This window comes from Bradyrhizobium sp. U531 (assembly GCF_051710265.1).
In the GTDB taxonomy this organism is placed as follows: Bacteria; Pseudomonadota; Alphaproteobacteria; order Rhizobiales; family Xanthobacteraceae; genus Bradyrhizobium.
In genome coordinates this window covers 216,982-240,109 of the sequence record NZ_JASVEN010000005.1, presented here as the reverse complement: position 1 = coordinate 240,109, position 23,128 = coordinate 216,982, and the positions used below count along the sequence as shown (strand labels likewise).

Genomic DNA, 23,128 nt, shown 5'->3' with positions numbered 1-23,128 from the left:
CAACAAACCGAAGCAGCCAAAGTCGGGCAAGACAATGCCTGCAATACCAGCCAAGCAAGACATTACGCGTTCAAGATATGGCGCGTCATGCGTTGCATGGATAGCATTCAAACAAAATGAGGAGGAAGCGCGATGATGGAGGTCGGGCGACATCGTCGCTGGTTGTTTTCCCTGTGGGTCCTGGTCGCGCCTTGCGCGTTCGGCGACATCGCGGTGGCGCAGACCAAGGACAGTGGCGATCTCTCATTCGAGCTGGTCGATCCGAACGTGCTGCGCGTTTGCGCCGACCCCCGCAATCTGCCGTTCTCGAACGAGAAGGGCGAGGGGTTCGAGAACAAGCTGGCGGAGCTCTTTGCCGACAAGCTCAAGAAGAAGCTCGACTACGTCTTCTTTCCGCAAGCCACCGGCTTCGTGCGCATGACGCTGGGGGCGCATCGCTGCGATGTCATCATGGGCTTTCCGCAAGGCGATGACGTCGTGCAGGGCACCAATCCCTATTACCGCACGACCTATGCGCTGGTCGCCAAGGCAGGCAGCGGGCTGGAGGAGGTCGATACGCTCGAAGACCCGAAGCTGAAGGACAAGCATGTCGGCATCGTCGCGGGAACGCCTCCGGCAACCAACATGGCCCTTGCCGGGCTGATGGGGAATGCAAAGCCCTATCCGCTGATGATCGACACGCGCTATGACAATTCGGCGCAGGCCATGATCGACGACCTCGCTGCCGGCAAGATCGACGCGGGCGTGCTGTGGGGACCCATGGCTGGCTATTATGCGAAGAAGGTCGGCTCGCTTCATGTCACCCCGCTGGTGAAGGAAACCACGGGGCCGAAGCTGGTCTATCGCATCGGCATGGGCGTGCGTCCCGCCGACCAGAACTGGAAGCGCCAGCTCAACAAGCTGATCCAGGAGAACCAGGCCGAAATCAACAAGATCCTGGTCGACTTCGGCGTCCCGCTGCTCGACGAGAGCGACAATCCGCTCGGCGCGGAGACGGCCAAGAAGACGCCATGATGCGGCGCCTTGCCGCTGCGCTCGTCGCTGCCGTGTTAGCGGTGCCGTCGTTCGCGCAGCAGCAGGAGCCGTTCGAGCCCGAGGGCTATCGCGCCGACAATTACCGCGCGCCGGTGCCGGCGACGCTCGCCGGTGCGCGCGTGCTCACCACGCCGGAGGCCGAAGCGATCTGGCGCGCGAAGAGTGGCGCGTTCATCGACGTGCTGCCGCGCCCGCCGAAGCCGAAGAACCTGCCCGCCGGCACGGTGTGGCGCGATGCGCCGCGCAGCAATATTCCCGGCAGCGTCTGGCTGCCGGATACCGGCTACGCCACTCTGCCGCCGGCCATGGAGGAGTATTTCCAGCGCGGGCTCGCCCGTGTCTCGGGCGGCGACAAGGCCGCGCTGCTGGTGATCTATTGCCTCGCCGACTGCTGGATGTCCTGGAACGCCGCCAAGCGCGCGCTCAGTTACGGCTACTCCAACGTCGCCTGGTACCCCGACGGCACCGACGGCTGGGAGCGCGCCAAGCTGCCGACCGAGGAGTCGCAGCCGGAGGTGAGGCCGGAGCAATAGCGGCGTCTCTTGATCGCTGCGCAGAAACGGCGCCAGCAAGCGGCACACTCTCTCCGCGTCATTGCGAGCGCAGCGAAGCAATCCAGAGTCCCTCCGCGGAAAGATTCTGGATTGCTTCGCTGCGCTCGCAATGACGGTGTGGGGCGCAGTCTCGCACACGTCCACTTAATGCGCCCGCGGCGAGAGACATCTCCCCGCAAGGAGGACCAAGGCGATGCAGCCCTATTGCTTCTGCAGCTTCGTCAGCGTGCCGGTGCCGTTCGTCTCGGTGGCAGAATAGTTCACCCTGTCGCCGGCATGGACGGCGTCCAGCATCGCGGCGTCCTTGGTCTTGTACTCCTGGAGAGCGCCGGCGCCGCCGGCACTGCCGCCGACGGTGCCCTTCTGGGTCTGCTGGATCGAGATCGTGCCGTTGAGCCGGTCGATCCGCATCACGGTCCCGGTCATGTCGTCAGCAAGAGCACTGGTCGCGAGCAGGCTGAGGGCCGCAGCGCCTGCAAAGATGAATCTGGTGGTTCCCATCGAGGCCTCCCGACGTCTTGGAGTTCACTTCGACAAGCCATCCTAGATCGATTTGGTTCCGGCCGATAGCGCGGCAAAGGTTAACGGTATCGATCTCGCGGGAACTTTGCCGGCAGGGAAGCTGGGTTTATTCCATTTCCTGCTGGATCACGCGGCCGAGTGCGAACAGGCGCTGATCGATGGTGGTGGGAACCTCGCAGACGAACCGCACCACTTTGTTGCGATCTTCGAAAATGCGGGTTTTCCAGATCAGATCATTGCCGAGCGCCTCGACCTTGGCCTCGTCACGCGGGGTGGCGCCCTGCAGCGTCTGGAGCTGAATGGTTTCCTCGCGAATTTTGTCGGCGGCCTCGCGCTGCTTGCGGCTGACGCGCTCCAGCCCGCTCATGACCTGGGAGCGTTGGGCGTTGAGCGTGTCGAACAGGCCGGCGAACAGCAGCTTGGCATTCGCCGACTTGTCGGCGGAGGAGGCGGCCAGAAAGTCCTTCACCGACTTCTCGGCGTCCTCGATCGATGTCTTGCGCGCAGACAGCTTTGCCACCAGCGCGGTGACCTTCGCGTCGTTCTTCCATTTGGTCTCGGCGTCGTCGAGCGCAGGACCGGCCCAGACGGCCGCGAGCGAGATCTCCGGGACCTTGGCCTGCGTGCAGGGCCAGTTGGGGTAGCGCGGATCGGCCGCGCGCGCCGCCGTGCCCGACAGCGTCAGCGCCAGAACGGCCATCGCCAGAATCTTCATCCTTCGCCTCCTGCAGGCCCCCGTCGCGCCAGCCCGCGCGAGGGATCATAGGCGAGAATCGCGCCGACCATGAAGACGATTGTGCAGGCAGCGACCACGGCGAGCGAGATCCAGTTGATCTGCCCGTAGAACGCAAAACGGATCAGCTCGACCGCATGGGTGAATGGATTGGCCTCGCAGAGATAGTAGAGATAGGGGCTGCCCTCCTGCACGCGCCAGAGCGGATACAGCGCCGAGGAGGCGAAGAACATCGGGAAGATGACGAAATTCATCACGCCCGCGAAGTTTTCGAGCTGCTTGATGCCGGAGGAGATCAGCATGCCGAGCGAGCCCAGCATCAGCCCGGACAGGATCAAGGCCGGCAGCACGGTGAGATAGCCCTGGGATGGCGGGGTAATGTCCCAGAACCAGGCGATCGCGAGGAACGCGTAGACTTGGAGCAGCGACACTGCGGTGCCCGCCAGCAGCTTGCAGAACAGGAGAAAGCCGCGTGGCAGCGGACTGACCAGCAGCGTGCGCATGTTGCCCATCTCGCGGTCGTAGACCATCGAGAGCGAGGATTGCATGCCGTTGAAGAGCTGGATCATCGCCATCAGCCCGGGCGCGATATAGACCTCGTAGAGGATGTAGGTCTCGTAGGGCGGGATGATGGAGATGCCGAGCACCTGGCGGAAGCCGGCGGCGAAGATGAACAGCCACACCAGCGGCCGCACCAGCGCCGAGACGAAGCGCTCGCGCTGATGCAGGAAGCGCAGCCCTTCGCGCCAGACGATGCCGGTGAGGCAGGTCATGTACTCGGCAAACGAGAAGCCGCGCGGGGCGTCGCGCGTGGTGACGCTGCTCATGCGCCGGCTCCCGGCATGGTCTGCGCGCCGGTCAGGCGCATGAAGGCGGTGTTGACGTCCTGCGCGCCGGCCTCGGTGACGACGCGGCCCATCGGCCCCTTCGCCAGCACCTTGCCCTGGTGCAGCACCACGAGATCGTCGCTCGGCATGATCTCGTCGAACAGATGCGTGGCCCAGAGCACGCCGATGCCTTGCTCGGTGACGAGCTGGCGGACCTGGCTGATGATGTCGGCACGCGCCTTGACGTCGAGGCCGACGGTCGGCTCGTCGAGCAGCAGCAGCCGGGGCCGGTGTAATAGTGCGCGCGCGATCTCCAGCCGCCGCATCTGTCCGCCGGAGAGGTCGCGCACCTTGCTGCCGGCGCGGTCGGGAAGCCCGATGCGGCCGAGCAGCTCGGCGCTGCGTGCGGCGGCCTCGCGGCGGCTGATGCCGTGGAGCGCGGCGTGATAGAGCAGGTTCTGCGTCAGCGACAAATCGAGATCGAGCGTGCGCGGCTGGAACACGACCCCAAGCAGCCGCAGCGCCTCGCCGGGGCTCTTGCTGATGTCGTTGCCGAAGATCGAGACACGGCCGGTCTGGATGCCAAACAGGCGCGTGATGAGCGAGAACAATGTGCTCTTGCCGGCGCCGTTGAGGCCGAGCAGCGCCGTGAAGCTGGCCGGCCGCACGTCGAAGGCGACGTCGATCAGCGCCCGCCGCTGCCCGTAGGCATGGCTGACGCCGTCGATCGATAGCGCCGGCACCGCTGCCGCTTCCGGCTGCGACGCCGCCTGTGCCTCGGGAATTGGAGCGGGGCTGGTCATGGCGCGATCGCGATGCCCCAGGGCAATTCGCCGACCTGAATGGTCTTGATCACCTTCTGCGCGGCGACGTCGATGACCGAGACGTCGTTCGACACGCCATTGGTGGTGAGCAGATATTTTTCGTCGGGCGTGAACGCCATGTGCCAGACCCGCTGCCCGACCAGCAGGTATTTCGTCACCTTGCGCGAGGCAACGTCGACCACGGCGATGCGGTTGGCGGGGCCGAGCGCGACGAAGGCGGTCTTGTCGTCCTTGGTCATGCCGATGCCGACCGGCTGGATCGCCTCTTTCCGCAGGCCCGGAATCTCGAAGGTGACCTTGCCGATCACCTCGTGCTTTCCGGGATCGACGATGGAGACGGTGCCGCCGATCTCGGAGGAGATCCACACTTCGGACGCGTCATGCTTGAATTCGGCAAAGCGCGGCCGCGCATCGACCAGCACGTTGGCCACAATCTGGCGCGAGGCGGTGTCGATGAAATGCGCCATGTTGGTCGTTTCCGACGTGTTGATCAGGGTCTTGCCGTCGGGGCTGATGGTCATGCCCTCGGGCTCGACGCCGACCTGGATGTCGCCGAGACGGGAGCGTTTTTCCAGGTCGATCACGGTGACCGTATTGTCGTTCTCGTTGGCGACATAGAGAATTTTTCCCGCCGCATCTTGGGCGAACAGCTCGGGATCGGGGCCCGAAGGCAGGCTGTCCACCACGCCTTGCGTCTTGGCGTCGATCATCTGGATGGTATCGTCGTCGCCGACTGCGACCATCACGAACTTGCCGTCGCGCGTGAAGTCGATGCCGCGCGGGCGCTGGCCGACCTTGATGGTCTTGGTCACGGTCCAGCTGTCGGTATCGATCACCGAGACCGTGTTGCTCTTCTCGTTCGAGACATAGGCGATGAAGGCATGCGCGGGCGCCGCCGCCAGCGCCAGGCCGGACAGAAGCCCCACACGCCACATCCGCAACATTTGCGTCCTCACTTCAGCTTGCATTTGCTCTCCGGACGATCATAGCCGAGCGTGTCGAGCTCGGAGACCTGATGCAGAAATCCCTCCTGCGGCGACACCGACACCACCATGCGGCCGTCGACCAGCAGGATCGGCTGGCGCAGCTGGAGATTCCAGTCGCGCAAGGTGAGCCGCGTGCCCTTGAAGGCGGCGACCGAAAAGTCCGGGCCCTTGATGAAGTCCGTCACCTTCTTGACGTCGCCGGAATTGGTGCGCGAGGTCGCTTCGCCGATCATGCGGGCGGCGGTCCAGGCCTGCATGTCGAGCGCGGTCATGCGCCGCGAATTCAGCTTCATGAAGCGGTTCTGCATCTGGATCGCGCCCCACTGGTCCTGCGCCGCGTCCCAGCTGCGCGGCACGAGGCCGGCCGAGCCCGCGACGGGGCGGGCGTCCCAGGTGCGGTAGGGCAAATAGGCGCCGAACACCTCGCTCTCGTCGGCGGCAACCAGCACGTCATAGGCGGGCGCGCCTTGCGTGAACACCGGCATCTGGCGCTGGATCAGCGTCACGCCACTATCGGTGCGCCGCGCGCCGCCCTTGTCCTCGAAGGTCTTCTCCTGGACGATCTTGGCGCCGAACCGCGTCGCGGTGCGCCGGAGCGCGTCCGCGAACAGCTTGTCCTCGTCATGCGAGCCGACGACGAGCAGCCAGCGCGACCACTTCTTCCAGACCAGATACTGGCCGAGCGCATCGGCCAGCATCGCGCGCGTCGGCGCGGTGTGGATGACGTTGGCGCGGCAATCGGCCTCGCGCAGCCGCTCGTCGATCGCGCCAGCATTGAACAGCAGCGTGCCGCGGTCGCGCAGGGCGTCCGCGACCTTCAGCAGCGCATCGGCCGGCAGATCGGTGATGATGAAGCTGTTCTTGTCCGCGAGCGCGGTTGCGGCCTGCACCGGGTCTTCGCCTTCCTTGATGCGACGCTCCTCCAGCTCGAAGCGCTGGCCGAGGAATTTACCGGTGGTGTTATTGTCCTCGATCGCGAGGCGCGCGCCGGCGAGGCCGTCATTCTCCGCAGGGAGGTCGACCAGCGACAGCGTCGATCGGGTGCCGGTGACGCCGAGATAGCCGACACCGATCAGGGCAGGCTCCGCCGCGAGCGCACTCGTCGCAGCAAGACCAAAGCCGATCAGACCGACCAACCATCGGATCATGTTTCCTCCAGGCACTCTCCCCCGCTTGACCGCCGGTAGAGAATTGTCTCTGCTAAAGCATGACCAATTTGTCAGGGCATGCAACCCCGCATTTCGTCCCCGCGCGCATGAGGACTGGAATCACGATCATGCGAGCGCTGATATGTTTTGCGGCTTTGCTGTTGACGGGCTCGATCGCGCGCGCCGATCCGCCGAAGCTGGCCGTGTTCGATTTCGAGCTGATCGACACCAGCCTGCCGGGCGAGTTCTACGGCTCCAGGCCGGAGGAGGCGCGGCTCGTGCTCGTCAGCGATCAGCTGCGCAAGGAACTGGCTGACTCCGGCAGGTTCCAGGTGCTCGATATCGCGCCTGTCAGGGACGCGGCCCGCCACGCCAATCTGCAGGCCTGCGGCGGCTGCGACCTCAAGCTCGCCGAACAGCTCGGTGCCGAGCTCGAGATCACCGGCATGGTGCAGAAGGTCTCGAACCTGATCATCAACCTCAACATCTACCTGCGCGACGTGAAGACGGGCGCCATGATCGCAGCGGCCAGCGCCGACATGCGCGGCAATACCGATGAAGCCTGGACGCGCACGATGAGCTATCTGATCCGCAACAGGCTGCTGGCGCCGAATTACGGCAAGCGGGAGTAGGGCGGGAATAGCTCGCCGCTACGGCGGTGCACCCTCGCCCCTTGTGGGAGAGGGTGGCTCGCCGCGATAGCGGCGAGACGGGTGAGGGGTATCTCTCCGCGAGTCCAACTCTCACCGAAATCGCCGAGCGAACCCCTCATCCGGCGCTTCGCGCCACCTTCTCCCACAAGGGGAGAAGGGAAGAAGCAGCGTGCGCTTGGCGCGCACAGCACTCACCCCTTCAGCTTCTCCGCATGCCAGTGCAGATGATCGCCCATGAAGGTTGAGATGAAGTAGTAGCTGTGGTCGTAGCCCGGCTGACGCCGCAGGGTCAGCGGGATGCCCGCCTTGCCGCAGGCGGCTTCGAGCAGTTCGGGCTTGAGCTGTTCTTTGAGGAAATTGTCGGCCTCGCCGACATCAACCAGGAAGCCGGAAAACTTGGCCCCGTCCTCGATCAGCGCCACCGTGTCGTGGCTGCGCCAGGCGTCCTTGTTCGGTCCGAGATAGCCGGTCAGCGCCTTGGTGCCCCAGGGCACCAGCGAGGGCGCCACGATCGGCGCGAACGCGCTTGCCGCGCGGAAGCGGTGCGGGTTGCGCAGCGCCACCGTCAGTGCGCCATGGCCGCCCATCGAATGGCCCATGATCGATTGCCGCTTGGCATCGACGGGAAAATTTCCCGCCACCAGCTTGGGCAATTCGTCGGTGACATAGCTCCACATGCGATAATTGCGTGCGAACGGCTCTTGCGTGGCGTCGACATAGAAGCCGGCCCCGAGGCCGAAATCATAGGCGTTGTTGGCATCACCCGGCACGTCTGGTCCGCGCGGGGAGGTGTCGGGCGCGACGAAGATCAGGCCGAGCTCGGCGCAGGCCTTTCGGAATTCGCCCTTCTCGGTGACGTTGGCATGCGTGCAGGTGAGGCCGGAGAGATACCAGACCACCGGCAGCTTGGCGCCCTCGGCATGCGGGGGGACATAGACCGAGAACACCATGTCGGTTCCCGTCGCCTGGCTGGCATGGCGATAGACACCCTGCACGCCGCCGTAGGATTTGTTGGTCGAGACAGTCTGAATCGTCATGCCTTCACTCCGTGGCATCTCACCACATCAAGATTGCAACGCTTATGTGACCGAAATTTGTGGCCTCGTCAGGCGACGCCGCTGTCGATCGCCAGCCGCACCAGCTCGACCGAGGTCTTCACGCCGAGCTTCTGCCGCATGATGGACGAGGTGTTGGCGACCGTCTTGTACGACGATTGCACCAGCCAGGCGATCTCGGACAGGCTTTTTCCCGCGCTCAGCAGCCGCAGGATCTCCATCTCGCGCGCGTTCAGCTTGGACAGCGGGCTTTGCGCCAGCGTCGGCCCCGCAAAAGCGATGCTGCGCGCGATCGCGCTCGGCAGATACGTGCCGCCGCCGCCCACGGCGCGGATCGCCTCGACGAGGTCGTCGGGGTCGCCGGTCTTGGAGACGTAGCCCTTGGCGCCGCATTCGATCGCGCGCGCGGCGAAGGCCGGATCGTCGTTCATGCTGAACATGATGATGCGGGCCTCGGGCGCGCGCTCCAGGATGCGGCGCGCGAGCTCGAAGCCGGAGACCGTCGGCAGATTGATGTCGATGATGCAGAGGTCCGGACGCTCGACGATGAAGACGCACTCGCCGTCCTCGGCGTCGGCGGCCTCCAAAATCTCGATCTCGCCCTCGTCGGCCAGCACGGCGCGGCAGCCGGAGGCAACAATGGGATGATCGTCGACGATGAGAATGCGCATAGGCGTTTCCTTGACAGCGCCGGCCTGTTTCGCGCCCGGCCGGGATTGCTGTACGCTTCCGATTAGATATCCGCCGCTTCGTCCCTGTCAACGTCATCGGGCAGTGGCGGAAGGCTTCGCGAGGCACGAGCGACACCCATGTGGCAAAATCTATCCTTGCGCGGGCGCATCAACCTGTTGCTGGCGCTCCTGCTGGCGCTGGGGCTCGCCGTCAATATCGGCCGCCAGGTCGCGGAGGCGGGGCCCCGCGTGCAGGCCGAGGACCAGAGCGTGATCCGTCTCGCGCGCGAATTCATCGAGATGATCGTGGCCGATCTCAACGAGGCGCCCGATCCGGATGCCAAATTGAACCAGATCGCGCGCGACCTCAGCCGTCTGCGCCATGTCAGCATCACGCTCCGCGATGCGGGCGGCAATCCGCAGACGCCGCGCCGGCTTGACCTTGAGTCCGACACGCGCGGCCCGCCGGCCTGGTTCGTCAGCCTGGTCCACCCCGAGCAGACCGCGGTGAGCGTGCCGGTGTCGATCCACGGCAAGCCCGGCTCGCTCCTGATCACCTCGCATCCGGATGACGAGATCGCCGAGATATGGGACGGCATCGTGACCCAGCTCGAGGTCGGCTCGGTGATCGCGCTGGCGCTGTTCTTCCTGATGATGAATGTGGTCGGCCGGGCGCTGGCCCCGCTCCAATCGCTCGCGGAGGCCATGGGGAAGCTCGAGGGCGGACATTACGACGCCCGCGTCGCACCGGGCGGCGCGCCCGAGCTCGCGGCGATCTGCACCAGGCTCAACCATCTTGCGGTCACCCTGGGCGAGGCGGTCGAGGACAAGCGGAAGCTTGCCGAACGCGCGGTGTCGCTCCAGGACGTCGAGCGCAAGGAGATCGCGCGCGAGCTTCATGACGAGTTCGGGCCGTATCTGTTCTCGCTGCGCGCGCACGCTACCGCACTGGCAAAGCAGGCGGACGGACGCGTTCCCAGCGCGGAGGCCGTGCGCAAACATGGCAGCGCCATGCTGGAGCAGATCAACGCGCTGCAGCAGTTCAATCGCCGCGTGCTGGAGCGCCTGCGCCCGGTCGGCCTTGCCGAGCTCGGCCTGCGCCAGGCTCTGGAATCGCTGTCGCGGCTGTGGCGGGAATCCCATCCCGACGTCGCGATCGAGACGTCGATCTCGCCCGCGCTGGGCGCGACGGGCGAGACCGCCGACCTCACCATCTATCGCATCGTGCAGGAGGCGCTCACCAACGTGTTCCGCCATGCCGGCGCGACCTCGGTCAATGTCGTGATCGAGCCCGCGGAGCAGATGGCTCACGATGGCCGCGTCTGCGCCCGGGTGCGGGTCAGCGACAATGGCCGCGGCATGGAGCCGGACCAGAAGCTCGGCTTCGGCCTCGTCGGCATGCGGGAGCGGATTCTGGCGCTGGGAGGCACGCTCAACGTCGTCTCCGGCGCCGGTGGCTTGACCGTGGAAGCGCTGGTTCCAACCGCGGCTGCCTGATCGTGCCCGAAGGGGTCGGGAAAAATTCCCGATTTGGTCGGGAAAACGGGCGCGGATAAGGCCCGACCTTTTGTGGCTGGCGCACCAATTGCGGCCGAATACACTAGCCTCAACCAATCGGCGAAAATCAAAACAGCCGGCGGTGACGGATGGGAAGGCGGGGATGGGCAAGGTTCTTTCGTTCAGGCGTCGTTTGCTGATGGCCTCGGTGTCGACCGGGCTGCTCTCGGGGATGGTTTTCGCGAATCCCGCCGCCGCGGCGCCGGAGGAGGAGACCAACGTCCAGAATCTGCCGGCGGTGGAAGTGGCCGCGCCGCCGCCGTCGGTGGCGAGGCGTGTCGCGCCGACCCGGCCGGTTGCGCGGATAGGAGCGTCGGAATCCGCGGCTCCTAGGACGCGCATTTACGTCTACCCGACCTCGCCAGGCACCGGCCGGGGTCTCGACGTCGACAAGGTCCCGTCGGCGATCAATGCCGTCGATCCAAGCCAGATCAAACGCACCGGCTCGCTCAGCATCACCGACGCGCTGCGCGACAACATTCCCGGCGTTAACATCAGCGAGGTCACCGGTAATCCCTTCACGCCGGATATCGAATTCCGCGGCTTCGTTGCCTCGCCCGTGGTGGGCACGCCGCAGGGCCTTGCCGTGTACCAGAACGGCGTTCGCATCAACGAAGCCTTCTCGGACGCCGTTAACTGGGACCTGATCCCGACCGCTGCGATCAGGTCAGTGACGCTGGTGACCAACAATCCCGCCTTCGGCCTCAACGCGCTGGGCGGCGCGCTCAATCTGCAGATGAAGGACGGCTTCACCTATCAGGGTGCCGAGATCGACATCATGGGTGGCTCGTTCGGCCGCATCCAGGGCTCGGCGCAATGGGGCAAGACCGTCGACAAGAATTTCGGCGTCTACGGTGCGCTGGAAGGTTTGCGCGACAACGGCTTCCGCAACTTCTCGCAGTCGACCGTGCGGCGCTTCTACGGCGATATCGGCTACAAGGCCGGCGACAGCGAATTCCACGCCAATATGGGCGTCGCCAAGAACGATTTCGGCGCCAGTGCCACCGTTCCAGCCGAGCTGCTCGATAAATATTGGGGCGCGACCTACACCACGCCGCAGACCACCTCCAATCGCGTCGGCTATCTCAACCTGACCGGAAAGGCCGATGCAACGCCGACCTGGACGCTCGAAGGCACTGCGCATTTGCGCAGGTTCGAGCAGAAGATCGTCGACGGCAATCCGACCGACGCGCAGGAGTGCGCCATCGATCCGGCACTGCTGTGCTTCGGCGACGACACCACGCCCGCCAACGGCGCAGGCGGCGTGCAGCTCGCCAATCCCTTTGCGCCGGGCACCATCCTCGGCGAGATCGACCGAGGCTCGATCCGTTCGACCACCTTCGGCGTGTCGGGGCAGGCCACCAACACCGACCAGCTGTTCGGCCACGAAAACCGCTTCGTGATGGGCACGAGCTATGACGCCAGCGTCACGCGCTACAATGCGACCGCCGAGATCGGCTCGATGGGAGAAAACTACGTCGTCAGCGGCAGCGGCGTCTTTCTCGGCGCGACGCCCGTGGCCGATCCCATTGCAGGCCCCGTCTCGCTGAGGACCGTCAACCAATATAACGGCCTCTATGCGATGGACACGTTCAACGTCACGGATGCCTTCGCCATCACCGGCGGCGGCCGTTTCAACGCGGCACGCATCAGCCTCGAGGATCAGCTTGGCTCCGCCCTCAATGGCGACCATACCTTCACCCGCTTCAACCCGGTGATCGGCGGCACCTACAAGATCACTTCCGAGCTGACCGCCTATGCCGGCTATTCGGAGGCGAACCGCGTGCCGACGCCGCTCGAGCTCGGCTGCGCCGATCCGACCCGGCCCTGTCTCATCGCGGCGTTCCTGGTTGCGGACCCTCCTTTGAAGCAGGTGGTGTCCAAGACGATCGAGGCCGGTCTTCGCGGCACCAAGGAGCTGAACATCGGCACCCTCGGCTGGAAGATCGGCGGCTTCCGCGCCACCAATTACGACGACATCGTCGCGGTGCCCGTGGTCGGCCGAACCGGCTTCGGCTATTTCTCCAATGTCGGCCGGACGCGCCGGCAGGGCCTCGAGGCCGAGGTCAACATCAAATCGCCGACGCTGCAGTTCCAGGCGAGCTACTCATTCGTCGACGCGCGCTATCTTGACCCGCTCGAGCTCGGCTCGGAAAGCCCGTTTGCCGATCCGGCGATCGACACCATCCACGTTTCGCCCGGCAACCAGCTCCCCGCCATTCCCCGCCATCGGGTCAAGGTCGGCGTCGACTATGCGGTGACCGACGTCTGGAAGGTCGGTGGCAACGCGCTGTTCGTCTCCAGCCAGTACGTTGTCGGGGATGAGTCGAACCAGTTCGCGAAGCTGCCGTCCTACACGGTGTTCAATCTCCACACCTCCTACCAGGTGGCGAAGAACATCCAGCTCTATGGCAAGGTCGACAACATCTTCGACAAGCGCTACGTGACCTACGGCCAGTTCTTCGACCGTGGCGCCTTGCCCAACTTCACCAATGGCGGCAACGACTTCACCGACCCTCGCTCGCTGAGCCCGGCGAGGCCCCGGGCCTTCTATGCGGGGATGCGGGTGACGTTCTAGCTGCCGAGGCGCAGCTCCCGGCGTCCGGGCGGAGAGTTCCGCGACACCGCGCCGGATCGCTTGCGTAGAATATCCCGCTTCCGGCATCATGCGGCCGGAGGTTCGCTTTGCCGTGTCGTTGAAAAATCCGGATGCCGTCGCCGCTATCGTTGCAGCGCTCAGACATAATTATGGTGACGAGGTCGCGCGCCTCATGCTCATCGAGGGCATGAGCCTCGCCAACCTGATCGATGCGATGTCTGCCGGGCCCCTGTCGCACCGCGATGCCATCAAGGCCATCACCGACGGGCTGGACGACTTTGTCATTTCACCCGACCTCGGCCTCATGTGGCACCTCAAATACATCTACGGAGATGAGCCCGGCTCCCTGCACGTCGTCGACATGGAGATCGCCACGCCGAATGGCACGCTGGGAAGCGAGGATATCTGGCTGCGCCTGTCTGCCTAAAGGAGAGGCCGCTCTTCGCCGGCCGCACGGGTTTACCAATCAGCAACCATCGCAAATGATCTGAAAAGTTTAACGAAACTGCCCGGCGTTCTCTGCGTCAGTTTGTCGGAGGGTTCATCTGATGACAGAACGCCAATTGAGAGAGCAGGAATGCCAGCTCGCGCGTTATCGGCATTTGGAGCGGGAGGTGACGGATCCGCTCGCCGCAGGTCTGCTTCACAGCATCGTCGAGGAGCTTGAAGCCGAGCTGCGCAAGGACTGTCCGCATTGGCACGGGCCGCGCGATTAACGCTTTGTTAGCGCTAATCGTGCGGATGATCGCGCGGGAATGCCAGGGGAGACTGCTCCCATGTTGAAGGACGGTACATACGCGGCGTGGTACCAGACGCCGCTCGACCAGGGGACCGGAATCGTCCACGTCGCGGACGGACAGATCTGGGGTCGCGACAGTCTGATGACATATCACGGCTCGTGCCAGGTCGACGGAGACCGCTTCACCGCCACCGTGTCGACGAAGCGTCACACCGATGGCCGTGTCACGGTGTTCGGTGTGGAAGACGAACTCACCTTGATCATCGAGGGAAACTGTCCCGGCAAGATCGCGACCTACGTTGCGACGGCACAACAGGTGCCGGGAATGGTGCTCCAGGGGACGCTCATTCTCACCGAGCAGCAGTCGCCGGTGCTCGAACGCCCCGAGCCGCGTCCGGCGTTCAATCCCGACAAGCTGCCAAAGTTGCCCAGGCGCTCGCGCTGAACGAGGCAACGGCCCCAGCCGTCCGATCGCGTTGAACCGGCATCTCGCCGGCGGCGAACCCGCGACCCAATAATTCCAGCTTCACGGTCGCGTTCGTTGTTGCGGGCCGCGACCGCCGTCTGATTGCATCAGGGGGCGCGTTGCGCTCGCTGCCCTGCGCGTGTTGTGCCCGGCGAAATCATGACGTCCTTGTGTGCGGAGAAGCGGATCCGACGCGCTGACGTGCATTATTTCTCCGGGCGAGGCGATCGTTCGCAGCGGAAAACCAAGTTCAATTTATCCCGCGCTCCCTATTCTTGCTAGGGTAGATATATTTCCATCACACAACCGATTAACGGGTTGTTAGAAGACTCTATCCCAAATAGCTTGCAAGGATAACAACAACCCTGCCGGGTTCGAATCCCCGGAGTCTTCGCGTGCATGTACCGGCTCTCTCGACGGCAGAGAATTTCAGCGCTCGCAACACCCGCTCTGATCGGTCGGTCGCGACGGTCGTGTTCGCCCTGCTGGCCATCGCGTCGCTTCTCCCGACGCTGCTAGCTCCGATTCCGGCGATGGGCGATTACGTCAATCACCTCGCCCGCATGTATCTTCTCAGCGAAATGGGCGCCGCGGATGCCAATCCCTATTATCAGGCGGCTTGGGCTTTCTATCCGAACCTGGCGATGGATTTGGTGGTGCCGTGGATGGCGCGGCTGGTCGGCGCCGAGATCGCCACCCGGCTGTTCCTCCTTTTCAGCCAGACATTGATAGTCGGCGGCGCACTGGCGCTCGAATGGGTTGTGAAAGGACGCATTCATCTCGCCGGTTTCGCGGCGCTCATGTTCCTCTACTGCCTTCCGTTCTCGTGGGGCTTCATCAATTTCGAATGCGCCCTCGGCATCGCACTCTGCGGCATTGCCGTCTATCTCGCCGTTGCCGAGCAACAAGTGCCCTTACGTCTCGTCGTCAACACCGCATCCGTCGTGGTGCTGCTAGCGGCGCATTTCTTTGCCCTCGGGGTCTATGGCGCGACGCTCGGCTTCTATGAGCTGTGGCGCGCCTTCGGCCGAAAGCGTCCTGCGCGCGATGTCGCACTCCGGCTCATCGCGCTCGCCACACCGGCCGTCGCGTCGTTGGTCGTCATGCGGCTGAACGCCGGCTCTGTCGGAAGCGAGGGAACCTTTTGGAGTTTTGACCACAAGCTGCTCTGGCCGTTCTTCATCATGAACGGCTACAGCATGGCCGTGTCGGGGATGAGCGCGATCGTGCTGATGGTCGCGCTGTATGCCGCCGCCAGATGCAGCGTGCTGGAGCTCAAGTCCGCCGGGATCTGGATCGCAGCCGGCTTCGCGCTGCTCTATCTTGCAATTCCGCCAAGGCTGTTCGGCACGTCGTTTGCGGATATCCGGGTTCTGCCCGCGGCCGCCTTGATCCTTCCGGCCTTCTGCTCGCTGTCATTGCCGTCTCGTCGATGGACGATCGCTGCGCTCGTGCTTGTCGCAGGCATCACGCTCGCCAATCTCGGCGTCGTGCTCGAGGTCTGGCTGTCCTACCGTTCGGACTATTCGGCCATCATCGACTCGTTTCAGCATATCGACCGTGGCGCGAAGATACTGATCGGGACCAGCGCGGACAGCGAGGACCCGCCGTTCGAGGACCTCACTCAATATCCGATCTATTATGCGCCGACGCTCGCCGTGCATTATGCGAACGCTTTCGTATCGAACGTATTCGCCGAAACGGGCAAGCAGCCGGTTCAGGCGCGCGCCGAGGTCCGCCGTCTCGCCATTCCCAATGACGGGCCGGTGCCGATACGCCTGCTGAGCGCAATTGCCGCAGCAAAGACGACGGTGCCCGATGACACCCTCGTCGTCCGCAACTGGTATCGGGATTACGACTATCTCTATCTGGTTGGCCCAGCCATCACCAACCCGCTGCCGGACCTGCTGCAGGAATTGGACAGGTCCGCCCGCTTCGCTCTCTACAGGATTCGCCGCGCACCTTAGCGAAGGAGCGAGGAGGCACCTCAAAAACGAGGGCCATGCGCCAGGTGCAGCAATTCTGCAGCTCAGCCCTCGGCTCGCCGGCTTCTCAAACCGCCCCGGACTCGCCATTGTGCGCCCGCAACAGGTCGGAAGTGGAGCTGCATCAATGTCGGACAAGGTCTCGCGTCGCCGGTTCGCGAAACTCGCGGGGCTGTCTGCTGCGAGCCTGGCAAGCCCGCCCGGCATCGCGGAAGCCAAGCCGGCCGCGTCGCTGCGCAACAATGGCGGCTTTCCGGCCGGCTTCGTCTGGGGCACCGCGACCTCGTCCTATCAGGTCGAGGGCGCGGTCAACGAGGACGGGCGAGGGGCCTCGATCTGGGACAAGTTCGTGCGCATCCCCGGCAAGATCGAGGACGGCACTACTGGCGACCGCGCCAACGAGCACTATCACCGCTACAAGGAGGACATCGTGCTGATCAAGGCGCTCGGCTGCAAGGCCTACCGCTTCTCGGTGGCCTGGCCGCGGCTGTTTCCGGACGGTGATGGCAAGCCGAACCCGAAAGGGCTCGACTTCTACAACCGTCTGATCGACGAGCTCCTGAAGAACGGCATCGAGCCCTGGCTGACGCTCTATCATTGGGATCTGCCGCAATCGCTTCAGGATCGCTTCGGCGGCTGGCGCTCGCAGGAGACCTGCAAGATCTTCGGCGATTATGCCGGCTATGTCGCAGCTCACCTGACCGACCGGGTCAAGAACGTCTTCACGCTGAACGAGAGCGGCCGCTTCGTCTATTTCGGCTACGGTATCGGCATCGACGCGCCGGGGCAGACGCTGCCGCAGGCCGAGGTCAACCAGATCAGGCACAACAGCGCTCTGGCCCACGGGCTCGCGGTGCAAGCGGTGCGCGCCCATGGCCGCCGCGGCACCCGGGTGGGCCCGGCCGAGAACATCGATGCCTGCGCGCCCGCGATCGACACGCCGGAGAACGTCCGGGCCGCCGAGATCGCGCTGCGCGAGATGAATGCCGGCTATCTCAACGTCATCATGACGGGCCGCTACACCGACGCGTTCCTGAAATATGCCGGCGCCAACGCGCCGAAATACACCGATGCGGAGCTCAAGATCATCTCTTCGCCGGTCGACTTCCTCGGCCTCAACATCTACGCGCCGCAGAACTATGTGGTGGCCTCCGACCAGGGCGCGGGGTTCATGCCGCTGCCGATTCCGAAATCGTTCCCGCACATGAATTCGGACTGGCTGCGCGTCGGGCCGGAGACGCTCTACTGGGTGCCGAAGCTGGCGGCAAAGATCTGGAAGACGGATGCGATCTATATCAGCGAGAACGGCGCCTCCGGCGACGACGTCGTCACGCCCGACGGCAAGATCTACGACACCGACCGCATCATGTATCTGCGCAACTATCTTGCCCAGCTCCAGCGTGCCACGGCCGAAGGCGTGCCGGTGCGCGGCTATTTTCTCTGGAGCCTGATGGACAATTTCGAATGGGTGTACGGGCTGAACAAGCGCTTCGGGCTGTACCATGTCAATTTCGACACCCAGGTCCGCACGCCAAAACTCAGTGCCAGCTTCTACCGCAACGTGATCGCGAAGAACGCGGCGGGAGCGTGAGCACCTCCCTCGCGCTGAGTTCGTCATGGCCGGGACAAGCCCGGCCATGACGCCGCGGAGGCTTTCGCTCAGCGGAAAATCCAGTGAGGAATGGAAGAGGGCATCTCACGCTCCGCATTGACTCTCCTCGCCCCCTTATCCAAAACCGTCCTCAACAACCCATAACAAGAGGACAACGCCCATGGCTGACGCACTGATCATCGATGCCTGCCGGACCCCGCGCGGTGTCGGCAAGGCCGGCAAGGGAGCGCTTTCGGGCATTCATCCGCAGCAGCTCGGCGCAACCGTGCTGCGCGCCCTCGCGGAGCGTACCGGCATCAATACGGCCGACGTCGACGACATCGTCTGGGGCTGCAGCGCGCAGGTCGCAACCCAAGGCGGCGATCTCGGCCGGATGTCGGCGCTCGATGCCGGCTACGACGTGCGCGCCAGCGCCGTGACGCTGGATCGATTTTGCGGTTCCGGCATCACCAGCGTCAACATGGCCGCGAACTCGATCATGGCCGGCGCGGAAGACCTCGTCATCGCCGGCGGCTGCGAGATGATGTCGATGGAGGGACGCCGCGGCTCCGGTCCGATGATGATGGACAACGGCAATCTGCACCTGCGGGCAATACATCCGCAGTCGCATCAGGGTGTCTGCGCGGACGCGATCGCGACCATGGAAGGGATCACGCGGCGGGATGTCGACGCGCTTGGGCTGGAAAGCCAGAAGCGCGCCGCGCATGCGATCGCGAACGGCCACTTCAAGAAGAGCCTCGTGCCCGTCCACCGCGAGGACGGCAGCCTCGCGCTCGATCACGAGGAGTATCCGCGGCCGCAGACCACGATGGAGGGGCTGAGCAGCCTGAAGCCGGCCTTCCCCGCGATCGCGGACTACGCGCTCGACGACAAGGGAACGACCTATCGCGGTCTGATCCTGCAGAAATATCCTGACCTCGAGATCGACTTCATGCACCACGCCGGCAACTCCTCCGGCGTCGTCGACGGCGCTGCCGCGATCCTGCTGGCCTCGCCCGCCTATGCCAGGGCGCACGGCCTCAAGGCCCGTGCTCGCGTGGTCGCGATGGCGAACATGGGGGACTCGCCGACCCTGATGCTGAACGCGCCGGTGCCGGCGACGCACAAGGTGCTGGCGAAGGCGGGCCTCGCCGTCGACGACATCGACCTGTTCGAGATCAACGAGGCCTTCGCGGTGGTGGCGGAAAAATACATCCGCGATCTCAAGCTCGATCGCGCCAAGGTCAACGTCAACGGGGGCTCGATCGCGCTCGGCCATCCCATCGGCGCCACCGGCTCGATCCTGATCGGCACCGTGCTCGACGAGCTCGAACGGCGTGACTTGAAGCGTGGTCTCGTCACAATGTGCGCCGCCGGCGGCATGGCGCCCGCCATCATCATCGAGCGCGTCTAGCCGATCGCCGCGTCACTTTCTCCCTGTTTTTACGGGGAGGAAGACCGCGATATGCACTCCGGACCTTATTTTTCAGGGTGAATCACGCGCCTCCTTTCACAAAGAGGCCGGTCGTCGCTTGTCGAAAGCGGCGAATCAGTTCTAGCAAGATGTCGTACGGGCCTTTGAAACAAGGCAAAATCCGCTGCTTGAGGTTTCTTCCACTCCGGAAGCAGCTAAAAAGCAGGGTTTTTTGTCGGATGGGGGCAAAAAAGCCCGTAAAACCGCGACAAAACTGTGCAGAAGGCTATAGGCCTTCGCCGGTTGGTCTAATATGCAGCCGTCACGAATCAGAGGAGACACGATGGCCACCCAGATGTCCAAATCGCAGTTGATCGAAAAGATTGCGACCGCTACCGAGCTTTCCAAGCGCGACGTCAAGAACGTCATGGAGACGCTGACCGACGTTGGTCACAAGGAGCTCAAGAAGAACGGCCTGTTCCTGGTGCCGGGCTTCGCCAAGTTCGTCGTCATCAAGAAGCCCGCGACCAAGGCTCGCAAGGGCACCAACCCGTTCACGGGCGAAGAGATGATGTTCAAGGCCAAGCCGGCCCGCAAGATCGTCCGCGCCCGCCCGGTCAAGGCGGCCAAGGACGCCGTGGGCTAACAACGCAAAGGCCCCCTCGGATTAGAGGGGGCCTTTTGTTTGGGGCAGCCGCGAGGGCCTGAGACGGAGGGCTCAACCCTTGCGGCGCTTCACCCGGACCGGGACAGGCTGAAGCCGCGGCTCGGGTCCTGCAAGCGCATCGCGCACCCGATCGACGGCACGATCGAGCAGCTGGCGCAGCCGCTGCGTTGTCCGCGATCGCTTCGCTTCTTCCAATAGTTTCTTCATCGCATTCACTCCGCGGCTTCTGCCTTGGTATCGATCTTCGCATCGATCTTGGCCTCGGCCGGCTCGAGTGCCGCGGCGATGGCTTCGTCGACGCGCTCCAGCCAGATGAATTCGAGGTTGTCCCGCGCGCTCTTCGGGATGTCGTCGTAGTCCCGCTTGTTGCGCGCCGGCAGCATCACCCGCTTCAGGCCGGCGGCGGCAGCCGCCACCACCTTCTCCTTGATGCCGCCGACCGGCAGCACCAGGCCGCGCAGCGAGATCTCGCCGGTCATGGCGGTGTCGCTGCGCACCGTGCGGTTGGTGAGCAGGGACGTCAGCGCCGTGAACATCGCAACGCCCGCGCTCGGCCCGTCCTTCGGGGTCGCCCCCGCCGGCACGTGAACGTGGATGTCGCTCCTCTCGAACGCTTGCGGATCGATGCCGAGCTGCGAGGCCTTGCTCTTCACCAGCGTCATCGCCGCCTGCACGCTCTCGCGCATGACGTCGCCGAGCTGGCCGGTCAGGATCATCCCGCCCTTGCCGGGCACCTTCGATGCCTCGATGAACAGGATGTCGCCGCCGACCGGCGTCCAGGCAAGGCCGGTCGCCACGCCCGGAACGCTGGTGCGCTGCGCGATCTCGCCTTCGAAGCGCGGCTGTCCGAGCACCGTGACAATGTCCTTCGACGCCACCACGACCTTGGATGCCGTGCCCTCGGCGACTTGCACCGCGGCATGGCGGAACAGCTTGCCGATCTCGCGCTCGAGGTTCCGCACGCCGGCCTCGCGGGTGTAACCCTTGACCACCAGCTTCAGCGCCTCCGGCTCGATCTCGGCCTGCTCGGCCGTCAGGCCGTTGGCCTCGAGCTGCCGCCGCACCAGATAGCGCTTCGCGATCTCCAGCTTCTCGTCCTCGGTGTAACCGGCAAGGCTGATCAGCTCCATGCGGTCCAGCAGCGGGCCCGGGATCTGGTCCAGCATGTTGGCGGTCGCGATGAAGACGACGCGCGACAGGTCGAAGGGCACGCCCAGGTAATTGTCCCGGAACGTTCCGTTCTGCTCGGGGTCGAGCACCTCCAGCATGGCGGCGGAGGGATCGCCCTGCACGCCACGCCCCATCTTGTCGATCTCGTCCAGCATCATGACGCAGGCCCGCGAGCCTGCCTTCTTGATGCCCTGGATGATGTTGCCGGGCAGGGCGCCGATATAGGTGCGCCGGTGACCGCGGATCTCGGCCTCGTCGTGGACGCCACCGAGGCTGACGCGCACGAAGGGGCGATCCATCGCGCGTGCGATGGATTGGCCGAGCGAGGTCTTGCCGACGCCGGGCGGGCCGACGAAGCACAGGATCGGCGCCTTGCCCTGCGGCGCCAGCTTGCGCACCGCCAGATATTCGATGATCCGAGTCTTGATCTTCTCCAGGCCGAAATGGTCGGCATCCAGGATGGCTCGCGCTTCCTTGATGTCGATCGGCTTCTCCGCGGGCAGCGCCCAGGGCAGCTCGATCAGCCAGTCGAGATAAGTGCGGACCATGCCGGCTTCGCCGGCAGCCTCCGGCATGCGCTCGTAGCGGCGCAGCTCCTTCCTGGCGTGCGCGTCGGCCTCCGGCGGCATGTTGGCCTTGGCGATGGCAGCAGTCAGCTCGGCGACCTCGGCCGCCTTGCCGTCGCCTTCGCCCAACTGGCGCTGGATGGTCGCCATCTGCTCGCGCAGGATCGCCTCACGCTGCCGCTCGTCGAAGGAAGCCTTGGTCTTCTGACCGATCTCGTTGGAGATGCGCAGCACCTCCAGCCGTTCGGCCAGATGCTTTGACACCTTCTCGACGCGCAGGGTGAGGTCGATGGTCTCCAAGACCTCCTGCTTGTCCTGCGGCTTGATGTCCATGAACGAGGTCGCCAGGTCCGCCAACGCGCCGGGCGCGCTGGTGCTCTGGAACATCGCGACCAGCTCGGGCGGCGCCTGCGGCAGCAGCTCGATCGCCTCGATGGCCTGGCGCTGCAGGTTCAGCGCCCGCGCCTCGATCTCGGGCGAGGTCGTGGTCGGTTCCGGGATCTGCTGGAAGCGCGCGACCGGGAACGGCGTCCCCGGCAGGAAGTCGAGGATGCGCGCGCGCTGCACGCCCTGGCAGACGATGTGATGCGTGCCGTCCGGCGCGGTGATGTAGCGCACGATGTTGGCGATGGTCGCGACCCGGTAGAGGTCGTCCGGCCCGGGCTCTTCGGTCTCGGGGCTGCGCTGCAGGACGATGCCGACCGGCCGCTGCTCGCGCAGCGCCTGCTGTGCGGCGGCGATGGACTTCGCCCGGCCGATCGTGATCGGCGCGATGGCGCCGGGGAACAGCACCATCTCGCGCACGGGGATGACGATCAGCGCGTCGTCGGGGATCTTCACGTCGGTGTTGGTCTGTTCGTTGTTCATCTGTTCGGTGGCCATGATCGACCTCAGGATTTGGCGAGACGCAGCGCGACGCAGCCGTCCATCACGAAGCGGCTGATGGCGTAGCGGCCAAGGGGCAATGCGATGCGGCGCTCAAAGCGCCCTTGCGGCAGCTCGAGCCGGTGGATGCGGGCGTTGCGGAGCTCCGGCGGCAGTGTGCGCTGGCCGGAGATGACGAGCACGCCGTCATGAATGACCGTCTCGACATTGTCCGGATTGACGCCGGGAAGCGCGACCAGGATCAGGAGCTCGTGCTCGGTTTCCAGCACGTCGATCGGCGGCTCCCAGCAGGCTTCCTGGCGGCCGAACTGCTGGCGCAGCCGGTCGGCGCGGGTCAGCGAGTCCAGGGCTTCGGACAGCATCCAGTCGAGGGGATTTTTCGGTTGCATGTTGGGGCTCGGGGGGTGGGAAAGCCTGCATATGGTGCCGGTTCCCCGGAAGTCCAGTGCGCAGGCGCCGACGTGCCATGCGCCGTCGTGCG

General features: G+C 64.7%; 23 protein-coding genes. 12 read left to right on the top strand and 11 right to left on the bottom strand.

Annotated elements, in window-relative coordinates; genetic code table 11:
• The first annotated feature begins 132 nt into the window (after positions 1-132).
• A complete protein-coding gene (locus QRQ56_RS23680) occupies positions 133-1,014 on the top strand; it encodes a substrate-binding domain-containing protein (RefSeq protein WP_438743366.1) in 882 nt (293 codons plus the stop codon).
• Positions 1,011-1,568, top strand: coding sequence for a PQQ-dependent catabolism-associated CXXCW motif protein (locus QRQ56_RS23675; protein ID WP_438743365.1), 558 nt, complete (start codon positions 1,011-1,013; stop codon positions 1,566-1,568). The genes QRQ56_RS23680 and QRQ56_RS23675 overlap by 4 nt, the downstream gene beginning before the upstream one ends.
• A gap of 222 nt (positions 1,569-1,790) precedes the next feature.
• Here QRQ56_RS23675 and QRQ56_RS23670 read toward each other — a convergent pair whose 3' ends face one another.
• From QRQ56_RS23670 to QRQ56_RS23645, 6 genes are all read right to left on the bottom strand, one after another.
• Positions 1,791-2,090: a copper-binding protein gene (locus QRQ56_RS23670; protein ID WP_438743364.1), complete on the bottom strand. Its 300-nt coding sequence runs from the start codon at positions 2,088-2,090 to the stop codon at positions 1,791-1,793.
• 127 nt (positions 2,091-2,217) lie between these two features.
• The gene (locus QRQ56_RS23665; protein WP_438743363.1) at positions 2,218-2,826 is read right to left on the bottom strand and encodes a hypothetical protein; all 609 of its coding nucleotides are present in this window, start codon (positions 2,824-2,826) and stop codon (positions 2,218-2,220) included.
• Complete coding sequence (locus QRQ56_RS23660; protein WP_438743361.1) at positions 2,823-3,671, bottom strand: ABC transporter permease; 849 nt, start codon at positions 3,669-3,671, stop codon at positions 2,823-2,825. Before QRQ56_RS23660 ends, QRQ56_RS23665 begins: the two co-directional genes overlap by 4 nt.
• Positions 3,668-4,474 (bottom strand): ABC transporter ATP-binding protein, encoded by an 807-nt coding sequence (locus tag QRQ56_RS23655; RefSeq protein WP_438743359.1) that lies wholly within the window; start codon positions 4,472-4,474, stop codon positions 3,668-3,670. The genes QRQ56_RS23660 and QRQ56_RS23655 overlap by 4 nt, the downstream gene beginning before the upstream one ends.
• Positions 4,471-5,439, bottom strand: coding sequence for a YVTN family beta-propeller repeat protein (locus QRQ56_RS23650; RefSeq protein WP_438743358.1), 969 nt, complete (start codon positions 5,437-5,439; stop codon positions 4,471-4,473). Before QRQ56_RS23650 ends, QRQ56_RS23655 begins: the two co-directional genes overlap by 4 nt.
• A gap of 8 nt (positions 5,440-5,447) precedes the next feature.
• Positions 5,448-6,629 carry an ABC transporter substrate-binding protein gene (locus tag QRQ56_RS23645; RefSeq protein WP_438743357.1) on the bottom strand — a complete coding sequence of 394 codons (1,182 nt, stop codon included), beginning with the start codon at positions 6,627-6,629 and terminating at the stop codon, positions 5,448-5,450.
• Between the two features lie 59 nt (positions 6,630-6,688).
• Here QRQ56_RS23645 and QRQ56_RS23640 point away from each other — a divergent pair, with 59 nt between their 5' ends.
• The gene (locus QRQ56_RS23640) at positions 6,689-7,261 is read left to right on the top strand and encodes a DUF3280 domain-containing protein (protein ID WP_438743356.1); all 573 of its coding nucleotides are present in this window, start codon (positions 6,689-6,691) and stop codon (positions 7,259-7,261) included.
• A gap of 212 nt (positions 7,262-7,473) precedes the next feature.
• Here the strand turns inward: QRQ56_RS23640 and fghA are convergent, their stop codons facing one another.
• Both fghA and QRQ56_RS23630 read right to left on the bottom strand, forming a co-directional pair.
• On the bottom strand, positions 7,474-8,319 hold the full coding sequence (fghA, locus tag QRQ56_RS23635) for an S-formylglutathione hydrolase (RefSeq protein ID WP_438743355.1): 846 nt from the start codon (positions 8,317-8,319) through the stop codon (positions 7,474-7,476).
• A gap of 68 nt (positions 8,320-8,387) precedes the next feature.
• Positions 8,388-9,008, bottom strand: coding sequence for a response regulator (locus QRQ56_RS23630; protein WP_018320706.1), 621 nt, complete (start codon positions 9,006-9,008; stop codon positions 8,388-8,390).
• A 138-nt stretch (positions 9,009-9,146) separates the two neighbouring features.
• On the opposite strand from QRQ56_RS23630, the gene QRQ56_RS23625 reads away from it, so the two are divergent.
• The 9 genes from QRQ56_RS23625 to QRQ56_RS23585 all read left to right on the top strand — a co-directional run bounded on the left by QRQ56_RS23625 (position 9,147) and on the right by QRQ56_RS23585 (position 20,005).
• Positions 9,147-10,505 (top strand): histidine kinase, encoded by a 1,359-nt coding sequence (locus tag QRQ56_RS23625; protein WP_438743353.1) that lies wholly within the window; start codon positions 9,147-9,149, stop codon positions 10,503-10,505.
• Positions 10,506-10,668: 163 nt separating this feature from the next.
• Complete coding sequence (locus tag QRQ56_RS23620) at positions 10,669-13,143, top strand: TonB-dependent receptor (protein WP_438743351.1); 2,475 nt, start codon at positions 10,669-10,671, stop codon at positions 13,141-13,143.
• 112 nt (positions 13,144-13,255) lie between these two features.
• The gene (locus tag QRQ56_RS23615; protein ID WP_438743350.1) at positions 13,256-13,591 is read left to right on the top strand and encodes a hypothetical protein; all 336 of its coding nucleotides are present in this window, start codon (positions 13,256-13,258) and stop codon (positions 13,589-13,591) included.
• Between the two features lie 121 nt (positions 13,592-13,712).
• Positions 13,713-13,880, top strand: coding sequence for a hypothetical protein (locus tag QRQ56_RS23610; protein ID WP_438743349.1), 168 nt, complete (start codon positions 13,713-13,715; stop codon positions 13,878-13,880).
• A 60-nt stretch (positions 13,881-13,940) separates the two neighbouring features.
• A complete protein-coding gene (locus QRQ56_RS23605; RefSeq protein ID WP_438743348.1) occupies positions 13,941-14,348 on the top strand; it encodes a hypothetical protein in 408 nt (135 codons plus the stop codon).
• A gap of 416 nt (positions 14,349-14,764) precedes the next feature.
• Positions 14,765-16,336, top strand: a complete 1,572-nt coding sequence (locus QRQ56_RS23600) for a hypothetical protein (RefSeq protein WP_438743346.1) — start codon at positions 14,765-14,767, stop codon at positions 16,334-16,336.
• Between the two features lie 145 nt (positions 16,337-16,481).
• Positions 16,482-17,945 (top strand): GH1 family beta-glucosidase, encoded by a 1,464-nt coding sequence (locus tag QRQ56_RS23595; protein WP_438743344.1) that lies wholly within the window; start codon positions 16,482-16,484, stop codon positions 17,943-17,945.
• A gap of 181 nt (positions 17,946-18,126) precedes the next feature.
• On the top strand, positions 18,127-19,359 hold the full coding sequence (locus QRQ56_RS23590; RefSeq protein ID WP_438743342.1) for an acetyl-CoA C-acetyltransferase: 1,233 nt from the start codon (positions 18,127-18,129) through the stop codon (positions 19,357-19,359).
• A 343-nt stretch (positions 19,360-19,702) separates the two neighbouring features.
• On the top strand, positions 19,703-20,005 hold the full coding sequence (locus QRQ56_RS23585; protein WP_025037698.1) for an HU family DNA-binding protein: 303 nt from the start codon (positions 19,703-19,705) through the stop codon (positions 20,003-20,005).
• Positions 20,006-20,077: 72 nt separating this feature from the next.
• Here QRQ56_RS23585 and QRQ56_RS23580 read toward each other — a convergent pair whose 3' ends face one another.
• From QRQ56_RS23580 to QRQ56_RS23570, 3 genes are read right to left on the bottom strand one after another with little or no spacing between them, the layout of a single operon-like run.
• Positions 20,078-20,242, bottom strand: coding sequence for a hypothetical protein (locus QRQ56_RS23580; RefSeq protein ID WP_438743755.1), 165 nt, complete (start codon positions 20,240-20,242; stop codon positions 20,078-20,080).
• Positions 20,239-22,644 carry an endopeptidase La gene (lon, locus tag QRQ56_RS23575; RefSeq protein ID WP_438743340.1) on the bottom strand — a complete coding sequence of 802 codons (2,406 nt, stop codon included), beginning with the start codon at positions 22,642-22,644 and terminating at the stop codon, positions 20,239-20,241. The genes QRQ56_RS23580 and lon overlap by 4 nt, the downstream gene beginning before the upstream one ends.
• Before the next feature lie 8 nt (positions 22,645-22,652).
• Positions 22,653-23,036 (bottom strand): Hsp20/alpha crystallin family protein, encoded by a 384-nt coding sequence (locus tag QRQ56_RS23570; RefSeq protein ID WP_135161854.1) that lies wholly within the window; start codon positions 23,034-23,036, stop codon positions 22,653-22,655.
• Positions 23,037-23,128: the final 92 nt, after the last annotated feature.